A 25,605-nucleotide genomic window follows, 5' to 3' on the forward strand; every position below is an offset into this window, starting at 1 on the left:
GGACATTGATACTTTTGCTAATAATCACATGTCCACAAACTGGGTTACAGTACGCACCAAACAGCTCAAAAATGTGGGCTAAATTGGGAACATTAAACTGGACACCCTAATTAATAATCTTCCGCTTGTAAGATTAATAATCTTCACGGCGTAAGATTAATAATCTTCACGCGGATGCAGTATTTGCCAATCATATTCCCGTGATTCTGCTTACATCGAAAACCGAATTTGCCAATCGGATAGAAGGATTGGAACAAGGAGCGGATGCTTATTTGGGCAAACCTTTCAGTGTGGAAGAATTGCATACGCTCATTGGCAATTTGATAGCTAACCGTATCCGCTTGAAAGGCAAATATTCGGGCAGTTCGACTCAAGAAGGGAAAAGAGCCCCTATCGTCTTACAAAGTAGCGATGAAATGTTGATGGACCGTATTATGAAGGTGATTTCGAGTGCATTTAAGAAAATGTATGGAATCTCTCCTACTGAATATAAGGAGGCAAATGAAGAATAAAAATAATTGAGGGTGCATCAAAATGAAAGCTGATTTCTATTTTGATACACCCTCTCAGAGCCTGTTTAAGGAGTTAGTTTAAAAGTTCTTTTACTTTTGCCGATATGGCACGGCCTTCAGCAAGTCCGGCAAGCTCTTTGGTGGCTACTCCCATTACTTTGCCCATATCCTTACCACTGGTGGCACCTGTACGGGCAATGATGTCTTTCAGTCTGGCTTCCAGTTCTTCTGCCGAAAGCTGTTTGGGGAGATAGGCTTCGATAACACGTACTTGTGCCATCTCTTCTTCAGCCAGTTCGGGACGGCCAGCTTCTGTATAACTTGCAGCCGAATCTTTGCCCTGTTTTACCAACTTCTGCATCAGTTTCAGTGCCGTTTCATCGCTTAGTGTGTCGTTGGCTCCCGGAGCGGTTTTTGCTTCGAGGAATACTTTCTTTACGTTGCGCAAGGTTTCCAGTCTCACCTTGTCTTTTGCCTTCATGGCTTCTTTGATATCATTGCTGATTTGTTCGAATAAATCCATAGTGTATGATGTTTTTAATTGGTTGTTTTTTAGGTACTAGGAACTAGGTGTCAGGTACTAGGTATTAGATACATTTTAGAATCTATGTCAGCCAGTACCTGATACCTGGTACCCAAAACCTAGTACCTAACTAAAGGTAATCATCGTTGAGCCGTTTTCGTTCAGCTGCGGTTTCTGTACCAGACTTTCACTGTCGGTAGCGCGCTGGCGGATGTTATCGAGAACGGTTTTCGAACGTTTGTACGTCGGAGTGGTGTCTACGATGCTGATTACATCATCATTGTCCAAATCGTCTTGTGTGAAGATGTAATACTTGTAGTTGCCCTTCTTTCTGTCGTTCCGGCGTTCATTGGTATAGTAATCGTCCCGGCGTTTTTCTTTTATCTGCCGGATGCGTTCTTCTTCTTCGTGTCTTTTCTGTTCTTCAGCAGTACGTTTCTTGTTCAGTGCATCGTCCATACCCGGGATGTCCTTGATGCCGAATCCTGTGGCAAGGATGGTGAATTTAACTTTGCTTTCCAGGCTGTCGTCGATGTAAAGTCCCCATTTGGTTTCTACATCATCGCCAAATCGGCTCATGAACTCGTGCACTTCGTTCATCTCTTCCATCATCAGGTCGCTGTTTGTGCTGTACGAGATGTTGAACAATACTTTCTTAGAATTGAAGATATCGTTGTTGTTCAGCAACGGCGAATGCAGCGCATCGTTGATGGCTTGGGTAACACGTCCTTCGCCTGAGCCGTAACCGGTACTCATCAAGGCAACACCGCCGTCTTTCAATACCGTCTTTACGTCGTTGAAGTCCAGGTTGATTTTGCCTCGGATGGTGATGATTTCGGCTATACTCTTGGCTGCTACCGAGAGGGTATCATCGGCTTTGGCAAAGGCATTCATCACGCTGAGGTCGGAATACACGTCGCGCAGACGTTCGTTGTTGATGACCAGCAGGGCATCAACGTGTTTGCTCATTTCTTCCACACCATCCAGTGCCTGGTCGATTTTCTTGTTACCTTCGAACAGGAAAGGAATGGTGACAATGCCCACTGTCAGGATGCCCATGTCTTTGGCGGTCTTGGCAATGATGGGGGCGGCTCCGGTACCTGTACCACCGCCCATTCCGGCAGTGATGAAAGCCATTTTACAACCGTCGTTCAGCATGCTTTCGATGTCTTTCATGCTTTCTTCGGCTGCGGCTTTGGCACGTTCGGGACGGTTTCCGGCTCCCAAGCCTTCTCTGCCCAATTGCAGCTTGATGGGGACAGGTGACTCGTTGAGTGCCTGATTGTCTGTATTGCATACCACGAACGTAACGTCATGGATTCCTTCTCTATACATGTGGTTGACTGCGTTTCCGCCACCACCTCCTACACCAATCACCTTGATGATGCTGGGTGTACCACCGTTCGAAAAGTCGAACGGCATAATCGTTTCGTCAGACATATCTTTGGGTTTTTAAGTTCTTACGTTTGTCAGTTTTCTCCTTTCATCATTTCGTCCGCTTCGGTTTTCAAGAAATTAAACAGTTTCTTGAACGGCGTATTTTCCGATTTCTGCTTGTTTATGGTCTGATACAAGTCATCCAGTTCTGCTTCTTTATCAGCCACTTTTAAGCTTTTCGCCTCTTCCAGTTTACTAAGGGCGTCTTTGTATTTCTTGCGTTCTGCCAGTCGTTTGGCTTCGCTTATCAATGCTTCACATTCGCGTAAACGTTTTTGGGCACGTTCCTGTTCCTGACGGATGCGTTCTGCTTCCAGTTGCTTTTTGCGTTCTTCTTCCTCTTTCTTTCTGCGTTCTTCCTCTTCTTTACGTTTGCGCTCTTCTTCGGCTTTCTTTTGGGCCTCGTCTTCTTCTTCTTGCTGCTGAATCCAGCTCAGCTGGCTTTTGTGCGGGTCTATCTTGCAGCAGTTGTCTTTGCCTGCAGCCAGCAGTCCGATGAGGGTGTTTTGTGAACCGTTAGGCGTGATGTCCTGATGGTCGTCCGTCAGTTCGATGTTTCCGGTTTGTGCGATGCGTATCTTGTCTATCTTGGTGACTGTTATGAATGCTTTGTTCAGGTTAGGCAGTTGCGAGGCTCCTCCCGTCAGGATAATGCCTGCGTGCAGTTCGTTGCTATAACCCGATAGTTTGATTTGATTCCATACGTTTTCCAGTATTTCGAGGGTACGGGCTTCCACGATGTCTTCCAGTTTGCGGGCACGGATGGAGCATCGGCCGTCGATGGCATATTCCTGGTTGATATCTTCTTCTTCCGACGGTTCGGTATAGGCACTGGCGTAACGCAGTTTCAGTTGTTCGGCGTCTTCTTCTTCGATTTGCAGACTGGCGATGTCTTTGGTTATGTTGTTGCTTCCCAGCGGGATTACGGCAAGGTGACGCAAAATGTTGTTCTTGTATACAGATACGGTGGTTGTGTCGGCACCAAGGTCGACCAAAGCGCATCCCGAACGTTTTTCACTTGCTGTCAGCACGATGTTGGCAGTTACAATGGGTGAAAGCAGGTAGTCCGCCACTTCATATCCCGCCTGGCGGACACACTGGCGGATGTTGCTCCGTAAGGTGTTACGCCCGATGATGTTCACATAGTGTGCTTCGATATGTTCCGTCGGGATACCTACGGGTTCGGTAGTGAGTTGGTTGCCCACTTTATATTCTTGAGGTTCGACAGCCAGCATTTCCTGGTCCATCAGGGCCATTTCGCGGTTGTTCTTCATCAGCTCGTCTATCAGCGCCTGCGAGATTTTCACTTCGGTATCCAGTTGTTTGGTCTCGGTATTGCGGATGCTCCGGAGCGACTGTCCACCAATGCCTACATAGACTTTCTTGATGGAGGCTTGCAACTGTTCTTCCAGCTTGCCGATGACAGAGGCAAGACATTGTGTGGTCTTGTCCAGGTTGTAGATAATGCCTTTCCGGATGCAATCAGAAGAGTGTTCGCTGGCGTATGCGAGGATGTGAATGCTTCCGTCGGCATTCTTCTTGCCTGCAACGCCGGTGATTTTGCTTGATCCCAGTTCAATCGCTGCTATAAAATCTGTTACTGCCATATCTTACTTCTCTTTTTTTGTACAAATAATCTGGTTATTAAACTCTACACTTATCCGTTCGTATTTGTTCCATCCTACTTGGCTAAGCGCTTCTGTATAGAACGTCTGCAATTTACGGAATTTTTCTTGATAATCCTCGGCTTTTCCCAAAAAGAGTATCTGGTTGCCTACGCGGGGCACCAGTTCCAGTTCTTGCCGGGGAGTGACATTGATTTGTTCAATCTGTGCATTCCAGAATGCGTCCGTCTGTAAGTATTTGCCCAACTGGTACAATTGGTCTTGCGCAAATTTGCGGTCGATGAATCCGGTTGCCACAGCTACATGCACTGGCTTGCCCGATACCGGCAGGATTTGTCCGGCATGGTCCAGATAATATGTGTCGCCGTTGTTGCTCATCACACGCAGCAGGGGGATGCGCTGGTAGATGTCGATGGCAACCTTTCCACTTGAAGTCAGGTAACACTCTGCTTCGGCAATGAATGGCTGGTGTGATAAGGCTTCTTCCAGCTGGCGTATGTTGATTTTGTCCAAGGGCTTGTCGGCAGGCGACAGGCCTTTCCGTTTCAGGAGGGCATTGACGTCCTTCAGTGTGATGAAATCGTAGTCGATGCTGTCTTTTATGGTCAATTCTATGCCTCTGCAAACCTGTCCGGCGGGTTTGGCATTAAACAAGGTGACCGCTACAGCCAAGTAAGCGGAGACCACCAGCAGCACGCAGAGTATAAGAATTCGTTTCATCATCGGTCTTTCAGTATTTCGTAAATTTGTGGAACATAATTGTCTATATCACCGGCTCCCAGTGTGATGAGGACGTCCAGTTTCTTGTTTCGCAAGGTATCCAGCAGGTCTTCCTTATGGCACAGGCTCTTTTCGATACCAGGGCGCAAGTGGTCGTAAATCAGCTGGCTGCTTACTCCTGCTATCGGTTCTTCGCGGGCCGGATAGATATCGAGCAGGATAACTTCGTCCAGCAAGGACAGGCTGTCGGCAAAATCTTTATAAAAGTCTCGCGTGCGTGTGTACAGATGGGGTTGGAATACTGCCGTTATTTTCCGGTCGGGGTACAGCATCCGCATGGAGTACACACTCTGACGTATTTCTGCCGGATGGTGGGCATAGTCGCTCAAAAAAACTATCCGGTCATTTTTCAGCTTGAAGTCGAACCGGCGGTCTACACCTCTGAATCCGGGCATAGCGGCTCTTATCTCGTCTGCAGTAGCTCCGGCTATCTGTGCCAGTGCCATGGCTGCAATGCCGTTTTCGATATTCACATAGACGGGGACTCCCAGCCGGATCCCGTTGATGTTGCCCAAGGGTGATACATAGTCGAATGTGATTTCTCCGTTGCCGGTATGGATGTTTGTAGCATGGAAATCTCCTTCGTTTGTGGCATAGGTATAGACAGTCACTCCCGGCTGTACGTCTGGAGTCAGGTCGATGCCTTTCTTCACTATGAGATAACCGTCGGGACGGATAAGGGATGTATATTTACGGAAACTTTCTACATAGGCTGCATGGTCGCCGTAGATGTCCAGGTGGTCGGAGTCGGTGGCGGTAATTACACTGGCATACGGAGTGAGCCAGTGGAACGAACGGTCGAACTCGTCGGCCTCGATAACGACGAAATCGCTCGTATCCGATAGCAGCAGGTTGGTGCCGTAGTTTTTCGAGATACCTCCCAAAAAGGCATTACAACCCACGTGTGAATGGTCGAGCAGGTAGGCAGCTAAGGTTGAAGTTGTTGTTTTACCATGGGTACCTGCCACACACAGTCCTCTTTCGGTACGGGTGAGCATACCCAATACTTGTGCACGTTTTTGTACTTCGAAACCCTGCTGGCGGAAAAATGTCAGTTCTTTGTGCTCGGCAGGGATGGCTGGAGTATATACCACCAGTGTAGTCTGTGCATCCAGAAAGTCTTGGGAGATTCCTTCCACGTTGTCTTCATAGTGGATGGAGGCTCCTTCTTCTTCCAGTTTCCGGGTCAGTTCGGTCGGGGTACGGTCGTAACCGCCCACTGTCTTGCCTTTCGACAGGAAGTAGCGTACCAGGGCACTCATCCCGATACCTCCGGCTCCGATAAAATATACTGCTTTCAGTGTATTAACGTCCATGTTCTTTTCTGTATGTTGCTGCCAGCTTCCACACTTCTCCGGCAATTACGTTTGCCGAATCCTTGAAAGCCAGTTTGGCGATGTTCGTACTCAGTTTGTTCAAGGTGTCAGGTTGCTGTACCGTTGCGATGGCGGTATCCAGCAATTTCACGCCTGCCTCTGCATCTTTTACATACAGGGCGGCTTCTTTGTTCACCAGTGCCAGTGCATTTTTGGTCTGATGGTCTTCTGCCACGTTGGGCGATGGTACCAGGATGACCGGTTTGCCCAGCAGGCAAAGTTCGGAGATGGAGCCGGCTCCTGCCCGACTGATGACCAGGTCGGCGGCACGGTAGGCTGCTGCCATGTCTGCAATGAAGTCGGTGGTGTGCAGCATCGGCAGTTCGCCGGCACGGGACACCGCCGCACGTGCTTCGCTGATGTATATTTTTCCGGTTTGCCAGATGAACTGTACTCCCGATTGTCTGATTTTGTCCAGTCCCTGCATCACGCAGTTGTTGATGGTGCGTGCACCCAGGCTTCCGCCGATAATCAGGACGGTTTTCTTTGCCGGGTCGAGCTGGAACGAGCGTACGGCATCTTCGCGGCTCATGTTATGCTGGAGTAGTCCTTGGCGTACGGGGTTTCCTGTCAGTATAATTTTTTCCTTGTCGAAAAAGCGTTCCATTCCTTCGTAGGCGACACATATCTTGGATGCCTGCTTTGCCAGCAGCTTGTTGGTGACGCCGGCATACGAGTTCTGTTCCTGAATCAGGGTAGGGATGCCCATCATGCCAGCCACTTTCAATGTCGGTCCGCTGGCGTATCCTCCCACGCCTACCGCCACATCGGGCTGGAATGCCTTTACTATCCGGCGTGCCTTCAGCTGGCTGCGCATCAGTTTGATGAGCACACTGATATTGCGCAACAGGTGTTTGCGGTCGAATCCTGCCACGGGCAGGCCGATGATTTCATATCCTGCTGCAGGTACACGCTGCATTTCCATGCGTCCTTCGGCACCTACAAACAGTATCTTGGCATCGGGGTGCTGTAGCCTGATGGCATTGGCTATGGATACCGCCGGAAAAATGTGTCCGCCGGTTCCTCCTCCGCTGATAATCACTCTTAGACTCTCTTTCATGTTTCACTTTGTATTTTCCTGCAAATTTAGGAATAAACTTGTAAACTATTTATGCCTTTTCCGAAATTATTTATACCTAATTTTACAGAATGCTTGCTGGGACGTTGTGGAGGGGATTGGAAGCCGAAAATGCGAGTCTCTACTGCCGGCTGAAGGTGTGCTTTTAGGGTGAATGGGGCATCGGGAGCTGCTGTTCTGCACAAGATATGCAGAAGCATTTTCGTATGTAAGGTAGTTTCTGGAGGGGTTCAGTGCGCTGAAACTTTGGTTTTAGTGCACTGAAACTGAAGTTTCAATTTTATAGAACAGGAGTTTTAGTGCACTGAAACCAATCGGCTATTGTAGCTTTGCCGGAAAGTCACCTTCTTGTTTGTCGTAATACATCGCCCTGCCGGCATCGGCAGGGCAACCGTTCAGAGCGTTTCTTTTGTTTCTTTTTCCTGTTCTTTTGCCAGTTCGGCTGCATTTTGTAGCAGCGAAATGGCGGCTTCGTGTACTTGAGCCTGCTGTTCTTCGGCGGCAGCCTGTGCTTCACGCTTTTTCAGTTCGTTGATGTGACGGCTGATACTGAGTACGATGCCGATGTAGGCACAGTTGACCAAGGTGGATGTACCGCCTTTGCTTATCAGCGGAAGCGGTTGTCCCGTAACGGGCATGATGCCTACCGCTACCAGCATGTTGAACATGGCCTGTGTGACAAGCAGGAAGCCGATGCCCATGACCAGGAAGGCATAGTACGACTTGTCGCAGCTTCGTGCGATGCGTCCGATACGCATCAGCAGCCAGATGTAGAGAAAAGCTACAATGCCTCCTCCTACCAGTCCCAGTTCTTCGATGATGATGGCATAGATGAAATCGGAGAAGGCCTGTGAAAGGAAGTCGCGTTGCACACTGTTGCCCGGTCCTTTTCCTAAGATGCCGCTGGAAGCAATGGCAATGTTGGCATGTGCTATTTGTGCATCGGCATCGATGTCGAACTTTTCGGGTGGAATGACGGATGTGTCAAAGTGATTGTCCAGACGGCTTTGCCATGTCACCATACGGTGCAGTCCGATATCGTCCCATGCTTCGGCCGGCACAAACTTGATGGTGGCCAGGGCGAGGAACAATGCGGCGGCTCCGATGCCTACCAGTGCTCCCAGTTGGCGGAAAGGAATCCGCCCTACATACATCATCAGCAATACGCTAAATGCCAGTAATACGGCTGTGGACAGATTTTCGGTGAAAATGAGGAGGCATGTAAATCCTGTTACGTACAAGATGTATCGGAAAGCTTTCGAATTGGCACCGTTTTCTTCCTGCATGCGCGACAGGATATAGGCTACCGTGATGATGGTTCCCATTTTTGCCAGTTCGGAAGGTTGGAACTGAATGAACCCCAGGTCAATCCATCGTCGTGCTCCGTTGGTCAGTGCACCAATGGCCAGTACACTTATCAGCAATATCCATGACACGGGTAGCAGTAGGATAAAAGTCTTGAACCACCGGCACGGGATGTTGTGCACGATGACTACGACTACTGCTCCTACCAGCATCAGGATGATGTGCATTGTAATCGGTCGCCAGTGGTCGCCACTCTTGTAAGTCAATGTACTGGAGGCACTGAACACTTCGATGATGGACACGAGGCAAAGCAGAAGGAAGATAATCCAGATGACTTTGTCTCCTTTGAATAAATTCCGTAGTAAATCCATGGCTCTTTATCGTTGAATTGGTAGCAGTTTACAAGGTTACAGGTTGGCAGGGTTACAAGGTCTTAAATACCTTTAGTAATAACGGTTCAGGACCTTGTTCACTTGTCAACTGATACCTTGTCAACTTAAAATTAAAGTTTTCTTACGCATTCTTTGAACTGGTCGCCCCGGTCTTCGTAGCTTTTGAAGAGGTCGAAGCTGGCACAGCAAGGGCTGAGCAATACAGTCTCGCCGTTTTTTGCCATACGGTAGGCAGCGTTTACGGCATCTTTCATGCTCTGCACGTCGGCTGTTGGCAAACCGAAGCTGTCGAAGAAGGCATGCAGCTTTTCGTTGTGCAGTCCCAGAAATATCAGTCCACAGCACTTCTCACGCACCAGGCCGGCTATTTCATTGTAGTCGTTACCCTTATCCTTGCCGCCCAAAATCAGGATGGTTTTGGTCTTCATGCTCTTCAATGCATACCAGCACGAGTTGACGTTGGTAGCTTTCGAGTCATTGATATAATCTACTCCACGCACGCGTGCCACTTTCTCCAGTCTGTGTTCCACTCCCTTGAAGTCGCTCAGTGCTTCGCGGATGCAGCTTTTCCGGATGCCGGCAATGTTGGCAGAGATGCCTGCCGCCATGGAGTTGAACAGGTTATGGGTGCCGGTCAGGGCAAGTTCTTCCTGTTCCATGTTGAACTCGATGGGCTTGGTGAAATAGATTTTGTTTTCCTCCGTGAATGCCGCCAATCCCTCTTCGCGCTTTTCGGCGAAAGGATAATATTGGCCGTGTATGCCGTACTTATGCAGCTCTTTCTGGATGATGGGGTCATCGTTCCAAAAGATGAAAGCATCATCGTCGGTCTGATTCTGTATGATGCGGAATTTGGCGTCAATGTAGTTCTGCATCTTGTAGTCGTAGCGGTCCAGATGGTCGGGCGTGATGTTCATCAATACGGCGATGTTTGCATGGAACTTATACATATTGTCCAGCTGGAAGCTGCTCAGTTCGATGACATAGTAATCAAAGTTGCATTCCGCCACCTGATAGGCAAGGCTTTGTCCGATGTTTCCGGCAAGTCCTACATTGAGTCCTGCCTTTTTAAAAATATGGTAAATGAGTGAGGTGGTGGTAGTCTTTCCGTTGCTTCCTGTGATACAAATCATTTTGGCGTGCGTGTATCTGCCTGCAAATTCTATCTCAGAGATAACGGGTGTTCCTTGTGCTTTCAGTTTCAGGATGATAGGGGCATTGTTCGGAATACCCGGACTTTTGATAATTTCATCTGCATTCAGAATCAACTCTTCCGTGTGTTGTCCCTCTTCCCAGGGGATGTTTCTCTCGTCCAGGACTGTCTTGTACTTGTCCTTTATCGACGACATGTCTGAAACAAAAGTGTCGAACCCTTGTTTCTTTGCCAGTACGGCAGCGCCTGTGCCGCTTTCGCCGGCTCCTAAAATAACAATTCTCTTTGCCATTCTTATTTAATTTGCTAATGTGCGAATGTAATGTATCAATTTGCTAATTTGCTAATTTGCTAATGTGTCAATGTGCTAATGTGCTAATGTGCTAATGTGTCAATGTGCTAATGTGCTAATGTGCTAATGTGTTAATGTGTTAATGTGCAAATGTGTCAATGTGCAAATGTGTCAATGTGCTAATGTATTAATGTGCAAATTATTCCATTGGCACATTTCCACATTGTTTATTGGCACATTATTTATTGGCACATTGTTTATTGGCACATTATTTATTGGCACATTTCCACATTGTTTATTCGCACATTATTTATTATCGTATTTTCAATGTTATAATTGTAATAGCTGCCAACACAATGGTTACAATCCAGAAACGTACGGTGATTTTCGATTCATGGAATACGTTATGAGGAGTTGTAATCAAGTAGGTACAGTTCGGGTCAAGCTGCGCCATTGTGGTCCGGAAATGGTCGTGGATGGGGGTTCGCTTGAATATCCGTTGTTTTATTCCTTTTTTCTTTCCTTTCTGGAAATAACGCACTTGCAAAATAACCGATAGATTTTCTACCAGGAACACGCCGCACAGAATCGGTATCAGCAGTTCTTTATGGATGATGATGGCAAATACGGCGATGATTCCTCCGATGGTAAGGCTGCCTGTATCACCCATGAATACTTGTGCCGGGAAGGCATTGTACCACAGGAAACCGATGAGCGCACCGATGAGCGCACAAATGAAAATAACCAGCTCTTCGCTGCCGGGAATGTACATAATGTTCAGGTAACTGGCGTATTCGATGTGGCTTGACACGTATGCCAGAATGCCCAGCGTCACTCCGATTATAGCCGAATTGCCTGCTGCCATGCCATCCATGCCGTCGTTCAGGTTGGCACCGTTTGATACGGCAGTCACGACGAAGATGGTAATGATGACAAAGACAATCCAACCGGCTGTCTGGGCATGTTCGCCCATGAAGCCCACGATGTCGGCATAGTCGAGGTTGTTGTTCTTGAAGAACGGTATGGTGGTTTTGGTCGATTTTTCATCCTGACTCTTATGTACCACGTCTACTACATGCCCGTCACGTTGTATCTCTACGTTTTCGCGGATAACGACCTGCGGGCTGAGGTAAAGCGTAAGACCTACGATCAGCCCCAGTCCTACCTGTCCGATAATCTTGAATTTCCCATGCAGTCCTTCCTTATCCTTGCGGAACACCTTGATGTAATCGTCCAGAAAACCTAATGTGCCCAGCCAGACTGTGGTAATTAGCATCAGAATCATGTAAATGTTGTGCAATTTTCCCAACAGCAGGCAAGGAATCAGTACGGCAACGATGATGATGATGCCTCCCATGGTGGGGACGCCCACTTTGTTTACATTGAACGGGTCGATGGAGGCGTCACGTTGTGTCTCGGTAATCTGCTTGCGTTTCAGCATGTTGATAAAGTATTCTCCGAAGATGGCGGAAATCAACAGAGACAGGATGACTGCCATCAGTGAGCGGAAGGATACATAACCGAACATGCGTGCCCCCGGGAAATCGAACTGTTCTAAATATTGGAATAAATAGTATAGCATGTCTTCTCCGGGTTATTCGTTAGCAAATATTTCGTTTACAATCTCTTTGTCATCAAAATGGTGCTTTATGCCTTTGATTTCCTGGTAGTTCTCATGCCCTTTCCCTGCTATCAGGATGACATCTTGCGGCTGTGCCAGCATGCAGGCGGTGCGGATAGCTTCTTTCCGGTCGGCGATGGATAAAACTTTCTGCATGTCATTCTTGTTCAGTCCGGCCAGCATGTCGTTGATGATGTCTTGAGGTTCCTCAAAACGGGGATTGTCGGACGTAATGATGACCTTGTCGCTTTGTCTGGCAGATTCTTGTGCCATCAGAGGGCGTTTCCCTTTGTCGCGGTTTCCGCCTGCGCCTACCACAGTGATGACCCGTCCTCTGCCTCGTAATACTTCGTGGATGGCACTCAGTACATTTTCCAGTGCATCGGGTGTGTGAGCATAATCGACAATGGCGGTATATCCTCGCTTGGAGCGAATGGCATCAAAGCGTCCGGCCACAGGGCGCAAGGTACTCAGGACGAGTAAAACGTCTTCAGGTTGCTTGCCCAACAGGCAGGCAGCTCCATATACGGCAAGCAGGTTGGATGCGTTGAAGCGTCCGATGAACTGTACGTTTACTTCACGGTTATTGATGTCCAGCAGCATGCCGTCGAACCCGTCTTCCAGTACTTTCCCTTTGAAGTCGCACAAAGTACGCAATGAATAGGTGGCAATGCGTGCTTTGGTATTCTGTACCATGACCTTGCCGTTCTTGTCATCCAGGTTGGTCAGTGCAAAAGCCGTTTTTGGCAAATTGTCGAAAAAGGCCTTTTTGGCTTTCAGGTAGTTTTCGAATGTCTTGTGGTAGTCCAGGTGGTCACGGGTGATGTTAGTGAAAATGCCTCCCACGAAGCGCAGGCCTCCGATGCGTTTTTGGGCTATGGAATGCGAGCTTACTTCCATGAATGCATATTTGCAGCCTTCGTTTGCCATTCGCCCCAGCAGCCGGTTCAGTGTGATAGGGTCGGGCGTGGTATGGTCGGCAGGGATAGCTTCGCCGTCGATATAATTGCAGACGGTAGACAGCAATCCTACCTTGTATCCGAATTGCCGGAACATCTTATATAATAAGGTAGCAATGGTGGTTTTCCCGTTCGTGCCTGTTACTCCTACCAGGTCAAGTTTGGAAGTCGGATCGCCATAAAAAGTAGTGGCCAGCTTGCCCACCGCATCTTCTGTATCTGATACGCGGATATAGGTGATATCTTCCTTGTATATATCGGGGAGCTGTTCGCAGACGATGGCTGCCGCTCCTTTTTCGATGGCTTTCTGTATATAGGCGTGTCCGTCGGTTTGTGTTCCTTTTACGGCCACGAATAAGTCTCCGCTTTCGATGAGGCGGGAATCCATCTGGATGCCTGTGATTTCCCGGTCTGTCCGGCCGATGGTTTCACAGGTAGTTACGCATGTAAGAATGTCTGTTAATTTCATGTTTGTGTTGTATTTCTAATTCTTCAAAGTCAATATGATGGTTGTCCCTTTGTGCAGGGCAGAGCCTGCCGGGATACTTTGTTTGTATACTTTGCCTACTCCGGAGAGCTGTACTTTCAGTCCGTGGCTCTCAAGCAGAAATACGGCATCTTTTGCTCCCATACCGATGACATTGGGCACTGACTTGTTGTTGATATTGGTCGTTTTCAAGTTGGCATGTGCCGTAGTGCTGGATGCTTTTCCCCAAATGGGTTCGTCCGATTGTGGGATGGTATTGCTGTTGCCGGGCACTTGTAAGGCGCGTAGTACATATGCCGCTTCTTCAATATCGCCGTTTTTTACATCTGGGATAAAAATGGATGTAGAATCTTTGGCGTATGCCAGATCGCGCACCAAGTGTTTGGCATAAATGCGTTCGGCTATGCGGCTGAATACACTTCCAGCCTGCAAGCCTCCAGAGGCAGGTCCGTGAGGAATCAAAACGGATACCATGCAACTGTATTTAGGAGCCTCGGAAGGGAAGTATCCGCAAAAGCTGACTTGGTAACTTACGCCACCTGCCCGATAGCCTGCCGTACCTTGTGAAATCTGTGCTGTGCCTGTCTTGCCTGATACGTTGAACTGTTTGCTTCCAGCCGGTTTGGCAAGTCCTTGCGACACCACTTTCCGCAGGATGGCACGAATCATGGTCAGTGTGGTGTCTGAACAGATTTTCGGGTTTATCACTTCGGTAGGTATCTCCTGCAATATTTCACCGTCTTTGGCAATGGCTTTTACGAATTTCGGTTTCACCATTACTCCGTTATTGGCGATGGCGTTGTAGAAATTCAGGATGTAGATAGGAGGAAACATTGTTTCATAACCGATACTCATCCACGGTAGGCTGGTGCGGCTCCAAGGCATGGCTCCCTTGATGCTGTCTCTCTCGCGCGGTCCCCATATGCGCGGGCTTGCCTCGCCTACGAAGCCTAGGTGCAAGGGCTTGTCGATGCTCATCCGTTTCAGTCCGTCGACGAATTTCTGCGGGTTGTTTTTATAGAAACGGTCGATGATGGTGGACACACCGACATTGGAAGAAACTTCCAGAATACGGGTTACATCGATGGCGCCATAACCGCCTTTGTACCAGTTCCAGTCTTTCATCCAGCTTCCATACATGTTGACCATCCCATTGCCTGTGTCTACCACATAATCGGGTGTGATATATTTGTCTTCCAGTGCCACCATGATGGAAGCGGTTTTAAAAGTGGAACCAGGTTCCATCAGGTTGCTTACAGCGTTGTTCCGCATTTCATAATAATGTCCGTCGTTGCCACGTATCATGTTTACATTGGCTTTTACTTCGCCGGTTGCCACCTCCATTACGATGGCCACACCCGATAATGCTTCCAGATTTGTCAACTGGTCTACCAATGCCTTTTCGGCGATATCCTGCATATCTACATCAAGGGTCGTGATGATGTCGTATCCATCTACAGGTGGCTGGTCTACGATATTCAGATATTTGTTCATTACCTTTTGCCGGTGAGTGATGCCGTTCTTGCCTCGCAATACCGAATCGTAAGTAAGTTCCAGTCCGTTCTTGGCTCCCAGGCTCATGTCGGGATACATGTCGCCTAATGTACGTGCTGCCAGTGAGCCGAATGGTTTCTTGCGCTGGTTGAACTTTTCTTCGTGCAGTCCTCCTGTGTTCGGTCCCAGACAGAATACAGGTAATTGTTTGACCTGTTTGTATTCGATGTACGAAATACGTTTGGGGTAGAGCAGGTAATGGCGACTTTTTTTCCGTCTTCCTTTTAAGATGTGCTTGCGGAACTCCTGTGCGCTCTTGTCGGGGAATATTTCGTGCAGCCCCTGACAGATTTCGGTCAGGTGATTGGTCAGCAAGGTATCACTCTCTTTGTATCCTCCCGCCCGGAAGTCCATATAGATTTTATATTCCGGCAGGCTGCTTGCCATCAGTTTTCCATCGGCAGAAATGATGTTGCCTCGTGTGGGGGGAACGACAACATTCTCTTTTACGAAACGGTCTGCTACATCTTTCCAGTACTGCCGTTCGGCAAACATGATAAAGCCTGCCTTGACTATGATGAGGATAGCCAAGACCAGCATAATCACTACAATGAAGGTGTAGCGGAACATGATATTTTTAATGCCCGGTATCATACGCATCTCAGTTTTCTTTTTTTATCAGGTAGGGTGGGGTGGTTGCAGTAGCAAGTCCCGTGTTTTCAGTCGACAAGTATTCTTCGATACGCGACTGGCGGCTTTTTTCAGTCAGTTCGGAAGAGATGGTAAGGGCATCGTATTTGATGTCGGTCAGTTCTTTTTTCAACCGGTCTATTTCGATTAATTCTTGCTGGCTTGAATAGCGGTTGTCAATATATAGAATGGTAAGGAAGACAATTAGTATCAGCAGATTGGCTTGTCTCCTGAAAAAATTATGTGCAAGAATATCTCCCCCCATGATGCTTTTGAAAGTGATATGGGGTTGTTTGGGTTGTTCTGTATTTCTGTTTTCTTTCATGTCTTCAAATCTCCATAAATTTATCCGATTTTTTCTGCAATCCGCAGCTTGGCGCTTCGGGAACGTGGGTTGCGGGCTTCCTCTTCGTCTGTAGGCGTGATTATTTTACAGACAGCACGCAGCGGTGCTTCGATATTTCCGTAAAAATCTTGCTTCATCTTGCCTTCCACATTGCCTGTTTTGATGACGTTCTTTACCATCCGGTCTTCCAGTGAATGGTAGGTGATGACTACTAGTCTTCCTCCAGGCTTCAATGCCTGGATTGTAGCCTTCAGCATTTCTTTCAGTGCTTCCATTTCGTGGTTCACTTCGATGCGTAATGCCTGGAACGTTTTTGCCAGTTCTTTTTTTTCGCGTTCTTTGCCGAAAAAAGGCTTGATGATTTCCAGAAACTCACCGATGGTATTTATTGTTTTTTGCGACCGTGCCTTGACCAGTGCCGCGGCCAGTTTACGACTGTTTTTCAGTTCTCCATACAGATAGAACAGGTTGGCAAGCTGTTCTTCTTCGTATGTATTGATGATATCGGCGGCAGTTATGCCTGCCCGTTTGTTCATCCGCATATCCAGTTTCCCGTCGAACCGGAAGGAGAATCCTCGTGTCGAATCGTCGAAATGGTGTGATGATACTCCCAAATCAGCAAGAATGGCATCTACTTGTTCCACTCCGTAATAACGCAAGAAGTTATGCAGGTAGCGGAAGTTGCTTCTGACGAAGGTGAATCGTCCGTCTTGGGGAATATTTTGTTCAGCGTCTTCATCTTGGTCAAATCCAAAAAGGCGGCTGTTTATTCCCATGCACCGCAGTATTTCCCGCGAATGTCCTCCTCCACCAAAAGTAAGGTCGACATAGGTTCCTCCGTCATGCAATTCCATGCCTTTGATGCTTTCGTGAAGCAATACAGGTATGTGGTATGTTTGTTGTTCGTCCGTCATATATGCAGCTTATTTTCTACCTTTTTCTCCTTATTATTCTATGAGCTGGTAAAATTACACATTTCGTAGCAAATGACATATAAGGTTTGTCGAAAATCTTTGAAGAAGTTATCAACAGGTCTTGATAGCGAATGTGTAAAATCAAGGAAGTGTGCACACAGGGGTAGCTTGTTGTGCAGTTTTCAGGCATTTGGGGTTTCCATTTGTTGTTTTTTTCATTGTTTGCCATATTTTCCTGCTCAATAGTGAGCAACTTAACAAAAGAAAAATTACATTTGCAAAGAAATCTAGAATGAAGCAATGGCGGAAAAATCGATTTTTTTAATAGACATTGATAAAATATTGAAAGAGAAAGCGGGGAAAAAGGCTGGATACGTTCCCCGTTTCCTGGTGTCTTACCTGAAGCGGATTGTCCATCAAGATGAAATAAACGGTTTCTTGAGAAGCGTGGAAGATAAGACTGGAGTCGAGTTTCTGGCTGCATGCATGGATTTCCTGGATGTCAAGCTGGAGGTAGAAGGGCTGGAAAACCTGCCCCAAGAGGGATTGTGTACGTTTGTGTCCAATCATCCTTTGGGAGGACAAGACGGGGTAGCATTGGGTTACTTGTTGGGCAAACATTATGACGGACGTATCAAATACTTGGTCAATGATTTGCTGATGAACTTGCATGGACTGGCTCCGCTGTGCATTCCTATCAACAAGACTGGTTCGCAATCACGTGATTTTCCCCGTATGGTTGAGGAAGGATTCCGTTCGGACAGTCATATCATCATGTTTCCGGCAGGCATCTGTTCGCGTCGGAGGCATGGAGTGATTCAGGATTTGCCCTGGAAAAAGACTTTTGTGACTAAGAGCGTGGAAACCCAACGTAATGTGGTGCCGGTTCACTTTGAGGGAAGAAACTCCGATTTCTTCTACAATCTGGCGAATGCCTGCAAGTTTTTGGGAATACGTTTCAATATAGCCATGCTTTATCTGGCTGATGAAATGTTCAAGAACCGCCATAAGACCTTCCGTGTCGCTATTGGAAAACCGATTCCGTGGCAGACATTCAACAGGTCGAAGTCGCCGGTCGAATGGGCGGCATATGTGCGTGACTTGGTATATAAACTGTAAATTAGACAAATAAGATATATGGAAGCTATTATTGCACCGGTTGAACGGGAGTTGCTGAAATCGGAACTGACGCCGGACAAGCGTTTGAGATCAACCAATAAAAGTAATAACGAAATTTACATTGTAAACTGGAAAAATGCCCCGAATGTGCTAAAGGAAATCGGCCGTCTGCGTGAAATTGCATTTCGTGCCGCAGGTGGAGGTACAGGGCAATCTGTTGATTTGGACGAATACGACTTGATGGAGAATCCTTACCAGCAGTTGATTGTGTGGAATCCTGATGCCGAAGAAATTTTAGGAGGGTACCGTTATCTGTTGGGGAATGAAGTTGAATTTGATAAAGAAGGAAGACCGGTACTTGCTACTGCACACATGTTCAATTTTTCCGAAAAGTTCTTGAAAGAGTATCTTCCTACGACTATTGAGTTGGGACGTTCCTTCGTTACTCTTGAATATCAGTCAACCCGTGCAGGTTCGAAAGGATTGTTTGCTCTTGACAATTTGTGGGATGGCTTGGGAGCACTGACCGTTGTCAAACCCAATGTAAAATATCTCTTCGGGAAAATGACAATGTATCCCAGCTACAACCGTTTCGGACGGGACATGATTCTGTATTTTCTGAAGAAACATTTTTCTGATAAAGACAACCTGATTACCCCGATGGAGCCTTTGCAAATCGATACCGATGAGGGTATGCTGAAAAATATATTCTGCTATGATACGTTTAAGGAAGATTATCGGGTATTGAACCGCGAGGTGCGTAAACTGGGGTATAACATACCTCCTTTGGTCAATGCTTATATGAGTCTTTCGCCTACGATGCGTATGTTTGGTACAGCAATCAATGACGGCTTCGGTATGGTAGAGGAAACGGGTATCTTGATTGCTGTTGATGAAATCTTGGAAGAAAAGCGCGTACGCCATATCGAGTCTTATCTGCGTGAACACCCCGAAGCGCTTCATCTTACTTCGGGAGCGAATCCGGTGGTATCGGGAGAGAGGAAAGCCCAGTAATAGAAAGAAAAACTGCGCAATCCAGACTTGATATAGAATAGCAGGTGTCTACACCGCCGGCAGGCTGTTTCCATTGATTTTTCGGTAGAGGTCAAGGGCATATACATCGGTCATGCCGGAGATGTAGTCCAGTACGGCTTGGATTTTTCCATAAAGAGTGGGTGCCTGCATGTCGTATTGGTGCGACACACGGTTAATGAGCAACTGCGAATAGGCTTTGTGCGGATAACGTACTGCTTCTATCATCAGGTCTACCAGTGTGGTGATGACCTGATAGCCGGCAAGTTCGATGTCGAGCACGTCCTTGGCACAATATATCTTTTCAAAGGCAGTTTCCGAACATTGTTTGTAGGCTTCACGTACGGGAGAGGCAATCTGTTTGATGAGCGGTCCCTGAAAACTGCCTGACAGAATTTCTTCTTCGTGTTCGACGAAGGTTTCCACGCAGGCACGGGTCAGTACACCGATGGCTGATGAGCGCAGGTAGGCTATCTGTTCGTTGGTGTCAGTTACCAGCTGGCATATCTGATGGATACGGTTCAGGCGTTCGGCGCTGAAGAAACATGCATACAGTTCCTTGGTTTCCTGAGTGGTCAGGATTTTCAGTTTGTGTGCATCTTCGATGTCCATCATCTGGTAGCAGATATCATCGGCGGCTTCTACCAGATACACCAGTGGATGGCGGGCATAGCGTATCGGTTCGCCTTCATTGCTGAGGCGGATAATTCCCAGTTCACGTGCAATGCGTTCGTAGTCGGCTTGCTCGCTCAAAAAGAAACCGAATTTTTGCTTCCCGCCGGCAAGTTGTGACGAAAAGGGATATTTTACGATGGATGCAAGGGTAGAATAGGTTAAGACAAATCCTCCTGGGCGTCGTCCGCGGAATTGATGGGTCAACAGGCGGAAAGCATTGGCGTTGCCTTCGAAGTGAGTCAGGTCTTCCCATTCGGCGGGAGATAGCAGAGACTTCAGTGCCTGGCCTTTTCCTTCCGAAAAATAAGTGCCGATAGCTGTTTCGCCCGAATGCCCGAAGGGAGGGTTGCCCATGTCGTGAGCCAGGCAGGCTGCCGAGACGATGGCTCCTATTTCTGCAAGATGTGAGCCGGCAAGTTCCGGATGTTTTTGAAGGAGCAGATGGGCTACATCGTTCCCCAACGAACGTCCCACGCACGACACCTCCAGGCTATGTGTCAGCCGGTTGTGTACAAAGATGCTTCCCGGAAGTGGAAATACTTGTGTCTTGTTCTGCAGGCGGCGGAACGGTGATGAAAAAATGAGTCGGTCGTAGTCGCGTTGAAATTCGGTACGGTCTTCTTTTCTCACTTCGTGCAAGGCTTCCAGCCCGAAGCGTTTGTTTGATATCAGTTGGTTCCAGTTCATCATATTTCTTCAATTCTTTCGGATCTCGGCTTGCAAATGTATAAAAGATTCGTTTAAAAAATGGTAAACGTATTTATAAATCCTGCGAAATATGTATTTTCGCAGAAGATTTAAACTCAATGCATCATTGGTTACACAGATTTTGTCATGCAATCGTAAAGGAAATTATTTTTATTTGTGTAATCTGGTGGTGAAAACAATAATGAGCAAACTTACAATGAAAGTACAGATTATCAATAAGTCGAAGCATCCGCTTCCGGAGTATGCCACTTCCCTTTCGGCAGGTATGGACTTGCGTGCCAACCTGGATGAGCCTATTGTGTTGAAACCTTTGCAACGTTGCCTGGTGCCTACGGGATTGTATATAGCTTTGCCCGAAGGTTATGAAGCCCAGATACGTCCTCGTAGCGGACTTGCATTGAAAAGAGGTGTCACCCTGCTGAATACACCTGGCACGATTGATGCTGATTATCGGGGAGAGATAGGAGTAATTATGGTCAACCTTTCTACCGAAGATTTTACGGTGACTGATGGCGAGCGTATTGCTCAAATGGTGATAGCCCGTTATGAACAAGCCGAATGGCAGGAGGTAGAAGTATTGGACGATACTGCACGGGGTGCAGGAGGCTTTGGGCATACGGGGACAAAATAAAGTCCTTGGTATTCGGGTTGTCAGGTTGGATAAGGCGGCTTTATAGTTGAAAACTTATACACATTCAGATGAAAAATTTATTCTATATATTATTTGCAACAAGCATGGCGATGATGTTCGTAGCTTGCGGCACGACAAAGAAACAGGCGAAGCAGTCAGATGCAGGTGTGGCATATACGCTGAGCTTCGAACAGCGCCGGAAGTACGATTATTATTTCCTGGAGGCAGTGCGGATGAAAGAAAAAGGACAATACGATGCGGCATATGAGTTGTATAAACATTGTCTGGACATCTATCCTTCATCGGGCGCTGCGCTTTACGAGATTTCACAGTTTTACATGTATTTGGGGCAGGAGGAAAAAGGCGAACAGGCATTGAAGCAGGCAGTGCGTTCCGATGAATCCAATTTCTGGTATAAACAGACGTTGGCTTCGTATTATGAACAAAAGATGAACCTGCCCAAAGCTATTGCCGTTTACGAAAATATGGCAGAGCAGTTTCCGGCACGCCTTGAACCGTTGATGTCGCTGGTCGATTTGTATAACCGGACAAAGAGTTACCAGAACGTCATCTATACCCTGAACCGTCTGGAAGAGCTGGATGGCAAATCCGAACAAATCAGTATGGAAAAGTTCCGGATGTATTTGTTGATGGGGAAACAGGACAGTGCTTTTGTCGAAATCGAGAACTTGTCGAAAGAATATCCTTATGACCTGCGCTACCAGACTATCCTGGGTGATGTGTATCTGAACAATGACAAACCCGATGAGGCGCTGGCGGTATATCAGCGTATCTTGAAGGAAGAACCCGATTATGCACCAGCAGTGTTGTCGATGGCTTCTTATTATCAAAAAACCGGGCAAGACAGTCTGTACCAGCTTCAGCTGGACACCATTCTGATGAACGATGATGTAGCCTCTGATACGAAGATGGAACTGATGCGCCAGTGTATTCTGCAGTCGGAACAGACTACGAAAGACAGTATGCAGATCGTTTCCTTGTTCCGGCGCATACTGGAACGTCCGCAGCAGAATGCCGACCTGGCTATGCTGTGTGCACAGTATATGATTACCAAGAATATGAAGAAAGAATCGGTTCCGGTGCTTGAACAGGTTCTTTCGTTGGATCCGGAAAACAAGCCTGCGCGTCTTCAGTTGTTGAGTTATGCAATACAAGATAACGAATTGGATGAAGTAGTCCGGATAGCGAAATCAGCGCTCGAATACCATCCCGAAGCATTGGAATTTTATTATTATTTAGGAGTGGCATATTATCAGAAAGAGGAACTGGACGAAGCGCTTGATGTATTTACACGAGGTGTGAAACAAGTTAATGAGAAAAGCGATAAAGGAGTAGTTTCCGACTTTTATGCCATCTTGGGTGATATTTATCATCAAAAAGGCAGGGCTGCCGAGGCATATGCGGCTTATGATTCATCTTTGGTTTATAATCCCGATAACATCGGTACACTGAACAATTATGCTTACTATCTTTCGATAGAGAAAAAGAATCTTGACAAGGCGGAAGAAATGAGTTACCGCACGGTAAAGGCAGAACCCGATAACGATACCTATCTGGACACGTATGCCTGGATTCTTTTCGAGAAAGGTCGTTACACCGAAGCACGTATCTACATCGAGCAGGCTTTGCGCAATGGAGGAGAGAAGAGCCGGGTCATCATGGAGCATTGTGGTGATATTTATTATATGCTGGGTGAAAAAGATAAAGCTTTGGAATACTGGAAAAAGGCAGATGCCATGGAGAAGGTGGAAGAAGGGGAAACTCCACCTACCGAGCAGGAAATCAAACGCCTGAAACAGAAAATAAGATTGAAAAAATATGTAGAATAGGTGACAAGTTAGCAAGGTGACAAATTCTTCAAATACCTTGGTGGTTAAACCGTGTCAACTCATTGCCTTGTCACTTAAAAAGGAACATCATGAAAAGACTGATAAATTATATAGGACTTGTAGTGGCAGTAGCACTCGTCGTGTCTTGTTCTTCTTCACGGAAGGTCGCCAGAACGCCGATGATTGGCGGGCTGACCGGAACGGATTATATCGAAAAAGTTATCGAACTTTCGCCTGTCTGGCAGAGCCTGAGCGGAAAAGTAACATTGAGCTTGTCTACTCCCGAAGGTGTGTCGAAGGTAGGCAGTGCCACCCTCCGGCTCAAGCGGGACGAGTCGATACAATTGTCGGTGGCACCCTTGCTGGGCATTGAGATAGCTCGTCTGGAGATTTCGCCCGATGGTATATTGGCACTCGACCGGCTGAACAAGCGTTATGTACAAGTGTCGTTCGAGGAAGTGAACAGTTGGGCACATACCGATTTAAGTTTTGCCATACTTCAGTCATTGTTTCTGAACGAATTGTTTGTACCGGGTAAGCAACGGGTCGCTGTAACCGATGCTGGAGATTTTCGGGTGTCGTTGGCGGACGGACGTGCTGTACTGGAAACACAGGACAGCGGGCAACTGACTTACCGTTTTTATACTTCGACAGATAAAGGATGGCTGGAAGAAAGCAACATCGGCCTGGCTGATACCCCTTATTCCCTGCAATGGAAATATGATGCATTTCAGTTGCTGAAAGATCGTTTTTTCCCAGAACAAATGTATGTAACAATACAAGGTACCGGCAAGCAGGTTGGGGTAGGCATGGAGTTTTCCCGTCTGAATGTAGGGGGTAATTGGGAGGCCCGCACAGAAGTTCCTTCCCGCTATAAGCGCGTGCAGGTAGATGAATTATTGAAGATGTTGGTAAGTAAATGAAGCAGTTTTGGAGTATAATCGGATTATTGTTGCTGGTTTCCGTTTCGCTTTCTGCACAGAGCACAAAGAAGATTCGGGAACTGGAAAAGCAGCATGCAGCTCTGCAAAAGCAGATAACTGATTCCGAGTCTTTGCTCCAGTCTACGCAGAAGGATGTGAAGAGCCAGTTGGACAATCTAGCGTTACTGTCCGGGCAAATCGACGAGAGGAAACGTTATGTCGAGACTGTCGAGAAGGACGTGGAGGTCATCCAGCGCGAAATCGACCGTGTAAAGGCTGAATTGGTTGCTTTGCAGCATGAACTTGCCGACAAGAAAAAAAAGTACGAGAAGTCGGTAATGTATATGTACCGCAATAAGTCGGTACAGGAAAAGCTGATGTTCATCTTTTCGGCAGATAACTTGAGCCAGATGTATCGTCGCTTGCGTTATGTGCGCGAATATGCTGATTACCAGCGTAGACAAGGATTGGAAGTGCAGCGTAAGCAAAAGCAGGTGGCAAACAAGCAGCAGACCTTGCTTGCCAGCCGTGAAGCAAAGCAGCAGTTGTTACATCAGGGAGAGGCAGAAAAGCAAAAACTGGAAGAACAGGAAAAAGAACGCAAGACATTGCTCGCTTCGTTACAGAAGAAGCAGCGGGGCATCCGGCAGGAACTCCAGAAGCAGCGGAAGTCTGCCGACCGTCTGAATGCCGAAATCGACCGCTTGATAGAAATCGAGATAGCAGCCGCGCGTAAACGTGCGGAAGAGGAGGCACGCCGAAAAGCTGCAGAAGAGCGGAAGAAGGCTGAAGCGGAACGGAAAGCAAAAGAAGCAGTTAAGTCCACTGTTGCCGAGAATAAGGAAACGTCTGCTCCTTCGGTTACGGAAAAAGTAGAAGTCTATAAGGTAGACCGTGAAGACCGTCGGCTTTCAGGGGTATTCGAGCATAATAAAGGTAGGTTGCCTATGCCCATTACTGGACCTTACGTAGTGGTAGGACATTATGGCAAATACCAGGTGCAAGGTCTGCGTAACGTCCGGCTGGATAATAAAGGCATTGATATTAAGGGGAAGACTGGAGCACATGCCCGCGCTATCTTTGACGGGGAGGTGTCTGCTATTTTTCAGTATAACGGTTTGTCGAATGTGCTGGTGCGTCATGGCAGCTATATTTCCGTATATTGTAATCTTTCTTCCGTTAGTGTGAAAAAAGGCAGTGTGCTGAAGACTCGTGATGTGATAGGAGTAGTCAATACTGACAAGGGAGGCAATACCGTCCTTCATTTTCAGCTTCGCAAGGAAACCGCCAAGTTGAATCCCGAATTGTGGTTGGCACGCTAAGGGGTCGTGTATCATAGTGTAAATATTTTCTGTGCCTCTTTTAAAAACCGCATGGTTGTCTTGCTTGTAAGATTATTAATCTTATAACAGATGAAGCTATATGCCGGAGAGAACAATGCTTGCTTGTCATGCCAGATTTGTAATTCACACCGTTCAAATTATAACTCAAGGACTTACGAACTTAAAAACTCAAAAACTTAACAACTAACCTACAGGCTATTGATTTCTTCTTCGGACAAGCCGCTGCATTCGGCAATTATGCTGATTGCAACTCCTTTAGCCTTCAGGCTTTGTACCATTTCAATTGCTTTTTTCTTTGCTCCTTTTTCAATACCGATTTTTTCTCCTTCTTTCAGTCCTT

At 47.1% G+C, this 25,605-nt stretch carries 21 protein-coding genes; 7 read left to right on the forward strand and 14 right to left on the reverse strand.

Going from position 1 to position 25,605, the window contains the following annotated elements:
- Positions 1–200 precede the first annotated feature (200 nt).
- Positions 201–512 carry a hypothetical protein gene (locus B5F71_RS11625; RefSeq protein WP_241148598.1) on the forward strand — a complete coding sequence of 104 codons (312 nt, stop codon included), beginning with the start codon at positions 201–203 and terminating at the stop codon, positions 510–512.
- Between the two features lie 73 nt (positions 513–585).
- On the opposite strand, the gene B5F71_RS11630 is transcribed toward B5F71_RS11625, so the two are convergent.
- From B5F71_RS11630 to rsmH, 13 genes are all read right to left on the reverse strand, one after another.
- Positions 586–1,035, reverse strand: coding sequence for a GatB/YqeY domain-containing protein (locus B5F71_RS11630; protein ID WP_022038902.1), 450 nt, complete (start codon positions 1,033–1,035; stop codon positions 586–588).
- 126 nt (positions 1,036–1,161) lie between these two features.
- A complete protein-coding gene (gene ftsZ / locus B5F71_RS11635; RefSeq protein WP_022038903.1) occupies positions 1,162–2,475 on the reverse strand; it encodes a cell division protein FtsZ in 1,314 nt (437 codons plus the stop codon).
- A 29-nt stretch (positions 2,476–2,504) separates the two neighbouring features.
- Entirely contained in the window at positions 2,505–4,079 is a 1,575-nt protein-coding gene (ftsA, locus tag B5F71_RS11640; protein WP_022038904.1) for a cell division protein FtsA, read from the reverse strand.
- Between the two features lie 3 nt (positions 4,080–4,082).
- Positions 4,083–4,820, reverse strand: a complete 738-nt coding sequence (locus tag B5F71_RS11645) for a cell division protein FtsQ/DivIB (protein WP_087210477.1) — start codon at positions 4,818–4,820, stop codon at positions 4,083–4,085.
- The gene (gene murC / locus B5F71_RS11650) at positions 4,817–6,193 is read right to left on the reverse strand and encodes a UDP-N-acetylmuramate--L-alanine ligase (RefSeq protein ID WP_087210480.1); all 1,377 of its coding nucleotides are present in this window, start codon (positions 6,191–6,193) and stop codon (positions 4,817–4,819) included. The genes B5F71_RS11645 and murC overlap by 4 nt, the downstream gene beginning before the upstream one ends.
- Positions 6,183–7,313, reverse strand: coding sequence for an undecaprenyldiphospho-muramoylpentapeptide beta-N-acetylglucosaminyltransferase (murG, locus tag B5F71_RS11655; RefSeq protein WP_022038907.1), 1,131 nt, complete (start codon positions 7,311–7,313; stop codon positions 6,183–6,185). The genes murC and murG overlap by 11 nt, the downstream gene beginning before the upstream one ends.
- Positions 7,314–7,726: 413 nt before the next feature.
- The gene (locus B5F71_RS11660; protein ID WP_087210483.1) at positions 7,727–9,007 is read right to left on the reverse strand and encodes an FtsW/RodA/SpoVE family cell cycle protein; all 1,281 of its coding nucleotides are present in this window, start codon (positions 9,005–9,007) and stop codon (positions 7,727–7,729) included.
- 131 nt (positions 9,008–9,138) lie between these two features.
- Positions 9,139–10,473, reverse strand: a complete 1,335-nt coding sequence (gene murD / locus B5F71_RS11665; RefSeq protein WP_022038909.1) for a UDP-N-acetylmuramoyl-L-alanine--D-glutamate ligase — start codon at positions 10,471–10,473, stop codon at positions 9,139–9,141.
- A 313-nt stretch (positions 10,474–10,786) separates the two neighbouring features.
- Positions 10,787–12,055, reverse strand: a complete 1,269-nt coding sequence (mraY, locus tag B5F71_RS11670; protein ID WP_022038910.1) for a phospho-N-acetylmuramoyl-pentapeptide-transferase — start codon at positions 12,053–12,055, stop codon at positions 10,787–10,789.
- Between the two features lie 12 nt (positions 12,056–12,067).
- On the reverse strand, positions 12,068–13,522 hold the full coding sequence (locus B5F71_RS11675) for a UDP-N-acetylmuramoyl-L-alanyl-D-glutamate--2,6-diaminopimelate ligase (protein WP_087210486.1): 1,455 nt from the start codon (positions 13,520–13,522) through the stop codon (positions 12,068–12,070).
- Positions 13,523–13,537: 15 nt separating this feature from the next.
- A complete protein-coding gene (locus B5F71_RS11680) occupies positions 13,538–15,688 on the reverse strand; it encodes a penicillin-binding protein (RefSeq protein WP_087210501.1) in 2,151 nt (716 codons plus the stop codon).
- A 7-nt stretch (positions 15,689–15,695) separates the two neighbouring features.
- Entirely contained in the window at positions 15,696–16,049 is a 354-nt protein-coding gene (locus B5F71_RS11685) for an FtsL-like putative cell division protein (RefSeq protein ID WP_022038913.1), read from the reverse strand.
- Positions 16,050–16,069: 20 nt separating this feature from the next.
- Positions 16,070–16,984, reverse strand: a complete 915-nt coding sequence (gene rsmH / locus B5F71_RS11690) for a 16S rRNA (cytosine(1402)-N(4))-methyltransferase RsmH (protein ID WP_087210489.1) — start codon at positions 16,982–16,984, stop codon at positions 16,070–16,072.
- 300 nt (positions 16,985–17,284) lie between these two features.
- On the opposite strand from rsmH, the gene B5F71_RS11695 reads away from it, so the two are divergent.
- Positions 17,285–18,103, forward strand: coding sequence for a 1-acyl-sn-glycerol-3-phosphate acyltransferase (locus B5F71_RS11695; RefSeq protein ID WP_087210492.1), 819 nt, complete (start codon positions 17,285–17,287; stop codon positions 18,101–18,103).
- Positions 18,104–18,121: 18 nt separating this feature from the next.
- Positions 18,122–19,117 (forward strand): GNAT family N-acetyltransferase, encoded by a 996-nt coding sequence (locus tag B5F71_RS11700; protein ID WP_087210495.1) that lies wholly within the window; start codon positions 18,122–18,124, stop codon positions 19,115–19,117.
- A 48-nt stretch (positions 19,118–19,165) separates the two neighbouring features.
- Here the strand turns inward: B5F71_RS11700 and B5F71_RS11705 are convergent, their stop codons facing one another.
- Positions 19,166–20,497 carry a deoxyguanosinetriphosphate triphosphohydrolase gene (locus B5F71_RS11705; RefSeq protein WP_191764941.1) on the reverse strand — a complete coding sequence of 444 codons (1,332 nt, stop codon included), beginning with the start codon at positions 20,495–20,497 and terminating at the stop codon, positions 19,166–19,168.
- 217 nt (positions 20,498–20,714) lie between these two features.
- On the opposite strand from B5F71_RS11705, the gene dut reads away from it, so the two are divergent.
- The 4 genes from dut (at position 20,715) to B5F71_RS11725 (ending at position 25,244) form a co-directional block, all read left to right on the forward strand.
- Positions 20,715–21,149, forward strand: a complete 435-nt coding sequence (dut, locus tag B5F71_RS11710; protein ID WP_087210504.1) for a dUTP diphosphatase — start codon at positions 20,715–20,717, stop codon at positions 21,147–21,149.
- Positions 21,150–21,217: 68 nt separating this feature from the next.
- Positions 21,218–22,999, forward strand: a complete 1,782-nt coding sequence (locus B5F71_RS11715; protein ID WP_022038919.1) for a tetratricopeptide repeat protein — start codon at positions 21,218–21,220, stop codon at positions 22,997–22,999.
- A gap of 89 nt (positions 23,000–23,088) precedes the next feature.
- Positions 23,089–23,922 carry a DUF4292 domain-containing protein gene (locus B5F71_RS11720; protein WP_239413993.1) on the forward strand — a complete coding sequence of 278 codons (834 nt, stop codon included), beginning with the start codon at positions 23,089–23,091 and terminating at the stop codon, positions 23,920–23,922.
- Positions 23,919–25,244 carry a peptidoglycan DD-metalloendopeptidase family protein gene (locus tag B5F71_RS11725; RefSeq protein WP_087210498.1) on the forward strand — a complete coding sequence of 442 codons (1,326 nt, stop codon included), beginning with the start codon at positions 23,919–23,921 and terminating at the stop codon, positions 25,242–25,244. The genes B5F71_RS11720 and B5F71_RS11725 overlap by 4 nt, the downstream gene beginning before the upstream one ends.
- The last annotated feature ends 361 nt before the right edge of the window (positions 25,245–25,605 follow it).

It is taken from the genome of Bacteroides sp. An269, from assembly GCF_002159755.1.
Lineage (GTDB): Bacteria > Bacteroidota > Bacteroidia > Bacteroidales > Bacteroidaceae > Phocaeicola > Phocaeicola intestinalis.

Excerpts from the sequence above, each read along its gene's own strand:
- B5F71_RS11695 (WP_087210492.1), top strand. The coding sequence starts at position 17,285 with ATGGCGGAAAAATCGATTTTTTTAATAGACATTGATAAAATATTGAAA.
- B5F71_RS11715 (WP_022038919.1), top strand. The coding sequence starts at position 21,218 with ATGAAAAATTTATTCTATATATTATTTGCAACAAGCATGGCGATGATG.
- mraY (WP_022038910.1), bottom strand. The coding sequence starts at position 12,055 with ATGCTATACTATTTATTCCAATATTTAGAACAGTTCGATTTCCCGGGG.
- B5F71_RS11660 (WP_087210483.1), bottom strand. The coding sequence starts at position 9,007 with ATGGATTTACTACGGAATTTATTCAAAGGAGACAAAGTCATCTGGATT.
- B5F71_RS11645 (WP_087210477.1), bottom strand. The coding sequence starts at position 4,820 with ATGATGAAACGAATTCTTATACTCTGCGTGCTGCTGGTGGTCTCCGCT.
- rsmH (WP_087210489.1), bottom strand. The coding sequence starts at position 16,984 with ATGACGGACGAACAACAAACATACCACATACCTGTATTGCTTCACGAA.
- B5F71_RS11675 (WP_087210486.1), bottom strand. The coding sequence starts at position 13,522 with ATGAAATTAACAGACATTCTTACATGCGTAACTACCTGTGAAACCATC.
- B5F71_RS11685 (WP_022038913.1), bottom strand. The coding sequence starts at position 16,049 with ATGAAAGAAAACAGAAATACAGAACAACCCAAACAACCCCATATCACT.
- B5F71_RS11680 (WP_087210501.1), bottom strand. The coding sequence starts at position 15,688 with ATGATACCGGGCATTAAAAATATCATGTTCCGCTACACCTTCATTGTA.
- B5F71_RS11705 (WP_191764941.1), bottom strand. The coding sequence starts at position 20,497 with ATGAACTGGAACCAACTGATATCAAACAAACGCTTCGGGCTGGAAGCC.
- murG (WP_022038907.1), bottom strand. The coding sequence starts at position 7,313 with ATGAAAGAGAGTCTAAGAGTGATTATCAGCGGAGGAGGAACCGGCGGA.
- murD (WP_022038909.1), bottom strand. The coding sequence starts at position 10,473 with ATGGCAAAGAGAATTGTTATTTTAGGAGCCGGCGAAAGCGGCACAGGC.
- B5F71_RS11700 (WP_087210495.1), top strand. The coding sequence starts at position 18,122 with ATGGAAGCTATTATTGCACCGGTTGAACGGGAGTTGCTGAAATCGGAA.
- dut (WP_087210504.1), top strand. The coding sequence starts at position 20,715 with ATGAAAGTACAGATTATCAATAAGTCGAAGCATCCGCTTCCGGAGTAT.
- B5F71_RS11725 (WP_087210498.1), top strand. The coding sequence starts at position 23,919 with ATGAAGCAGTTTTGGAGTATAATCGGATTATTGTTGCTGGTTTCCGTT.
- B5F71_RS11720 (WP_239413993.1), top strand. The coding sequence starts at position 23,089 with ATGAAAAGACTGATAAATTATATAGGACTTGTAGTGGCAGTAGCACTC.
- ftsZ (WP_022038903.1), bottom strand. The coding sequence starts at position 2,475 with ATGTCTGACGAAACGATTATGCCGTTCGACTTTTCGAACGGTGGTACA.
- ftsA (WP_022038904.1), bottom strand. The coding sequence starts at position 4,079 with ATGGCAGTAACAGATTTTATAGCAGCGATTGAACTGGGATCAAGCAAA.
- murC (WP_087210480.1), bottom strand. The coding sequence starts at position 6,193 with ATGGACGTTAATACACTGAAAGCAGTATATTTTATCGGAGCCGGAGGT.
- B5F71_RS11630 (WP_022038902.1), bottom strand. The coding sequence starts at position 1,035 with ATGGATTTATTCGAACAAATCAGCAATGATATCAAAGAAGCCATGAAG.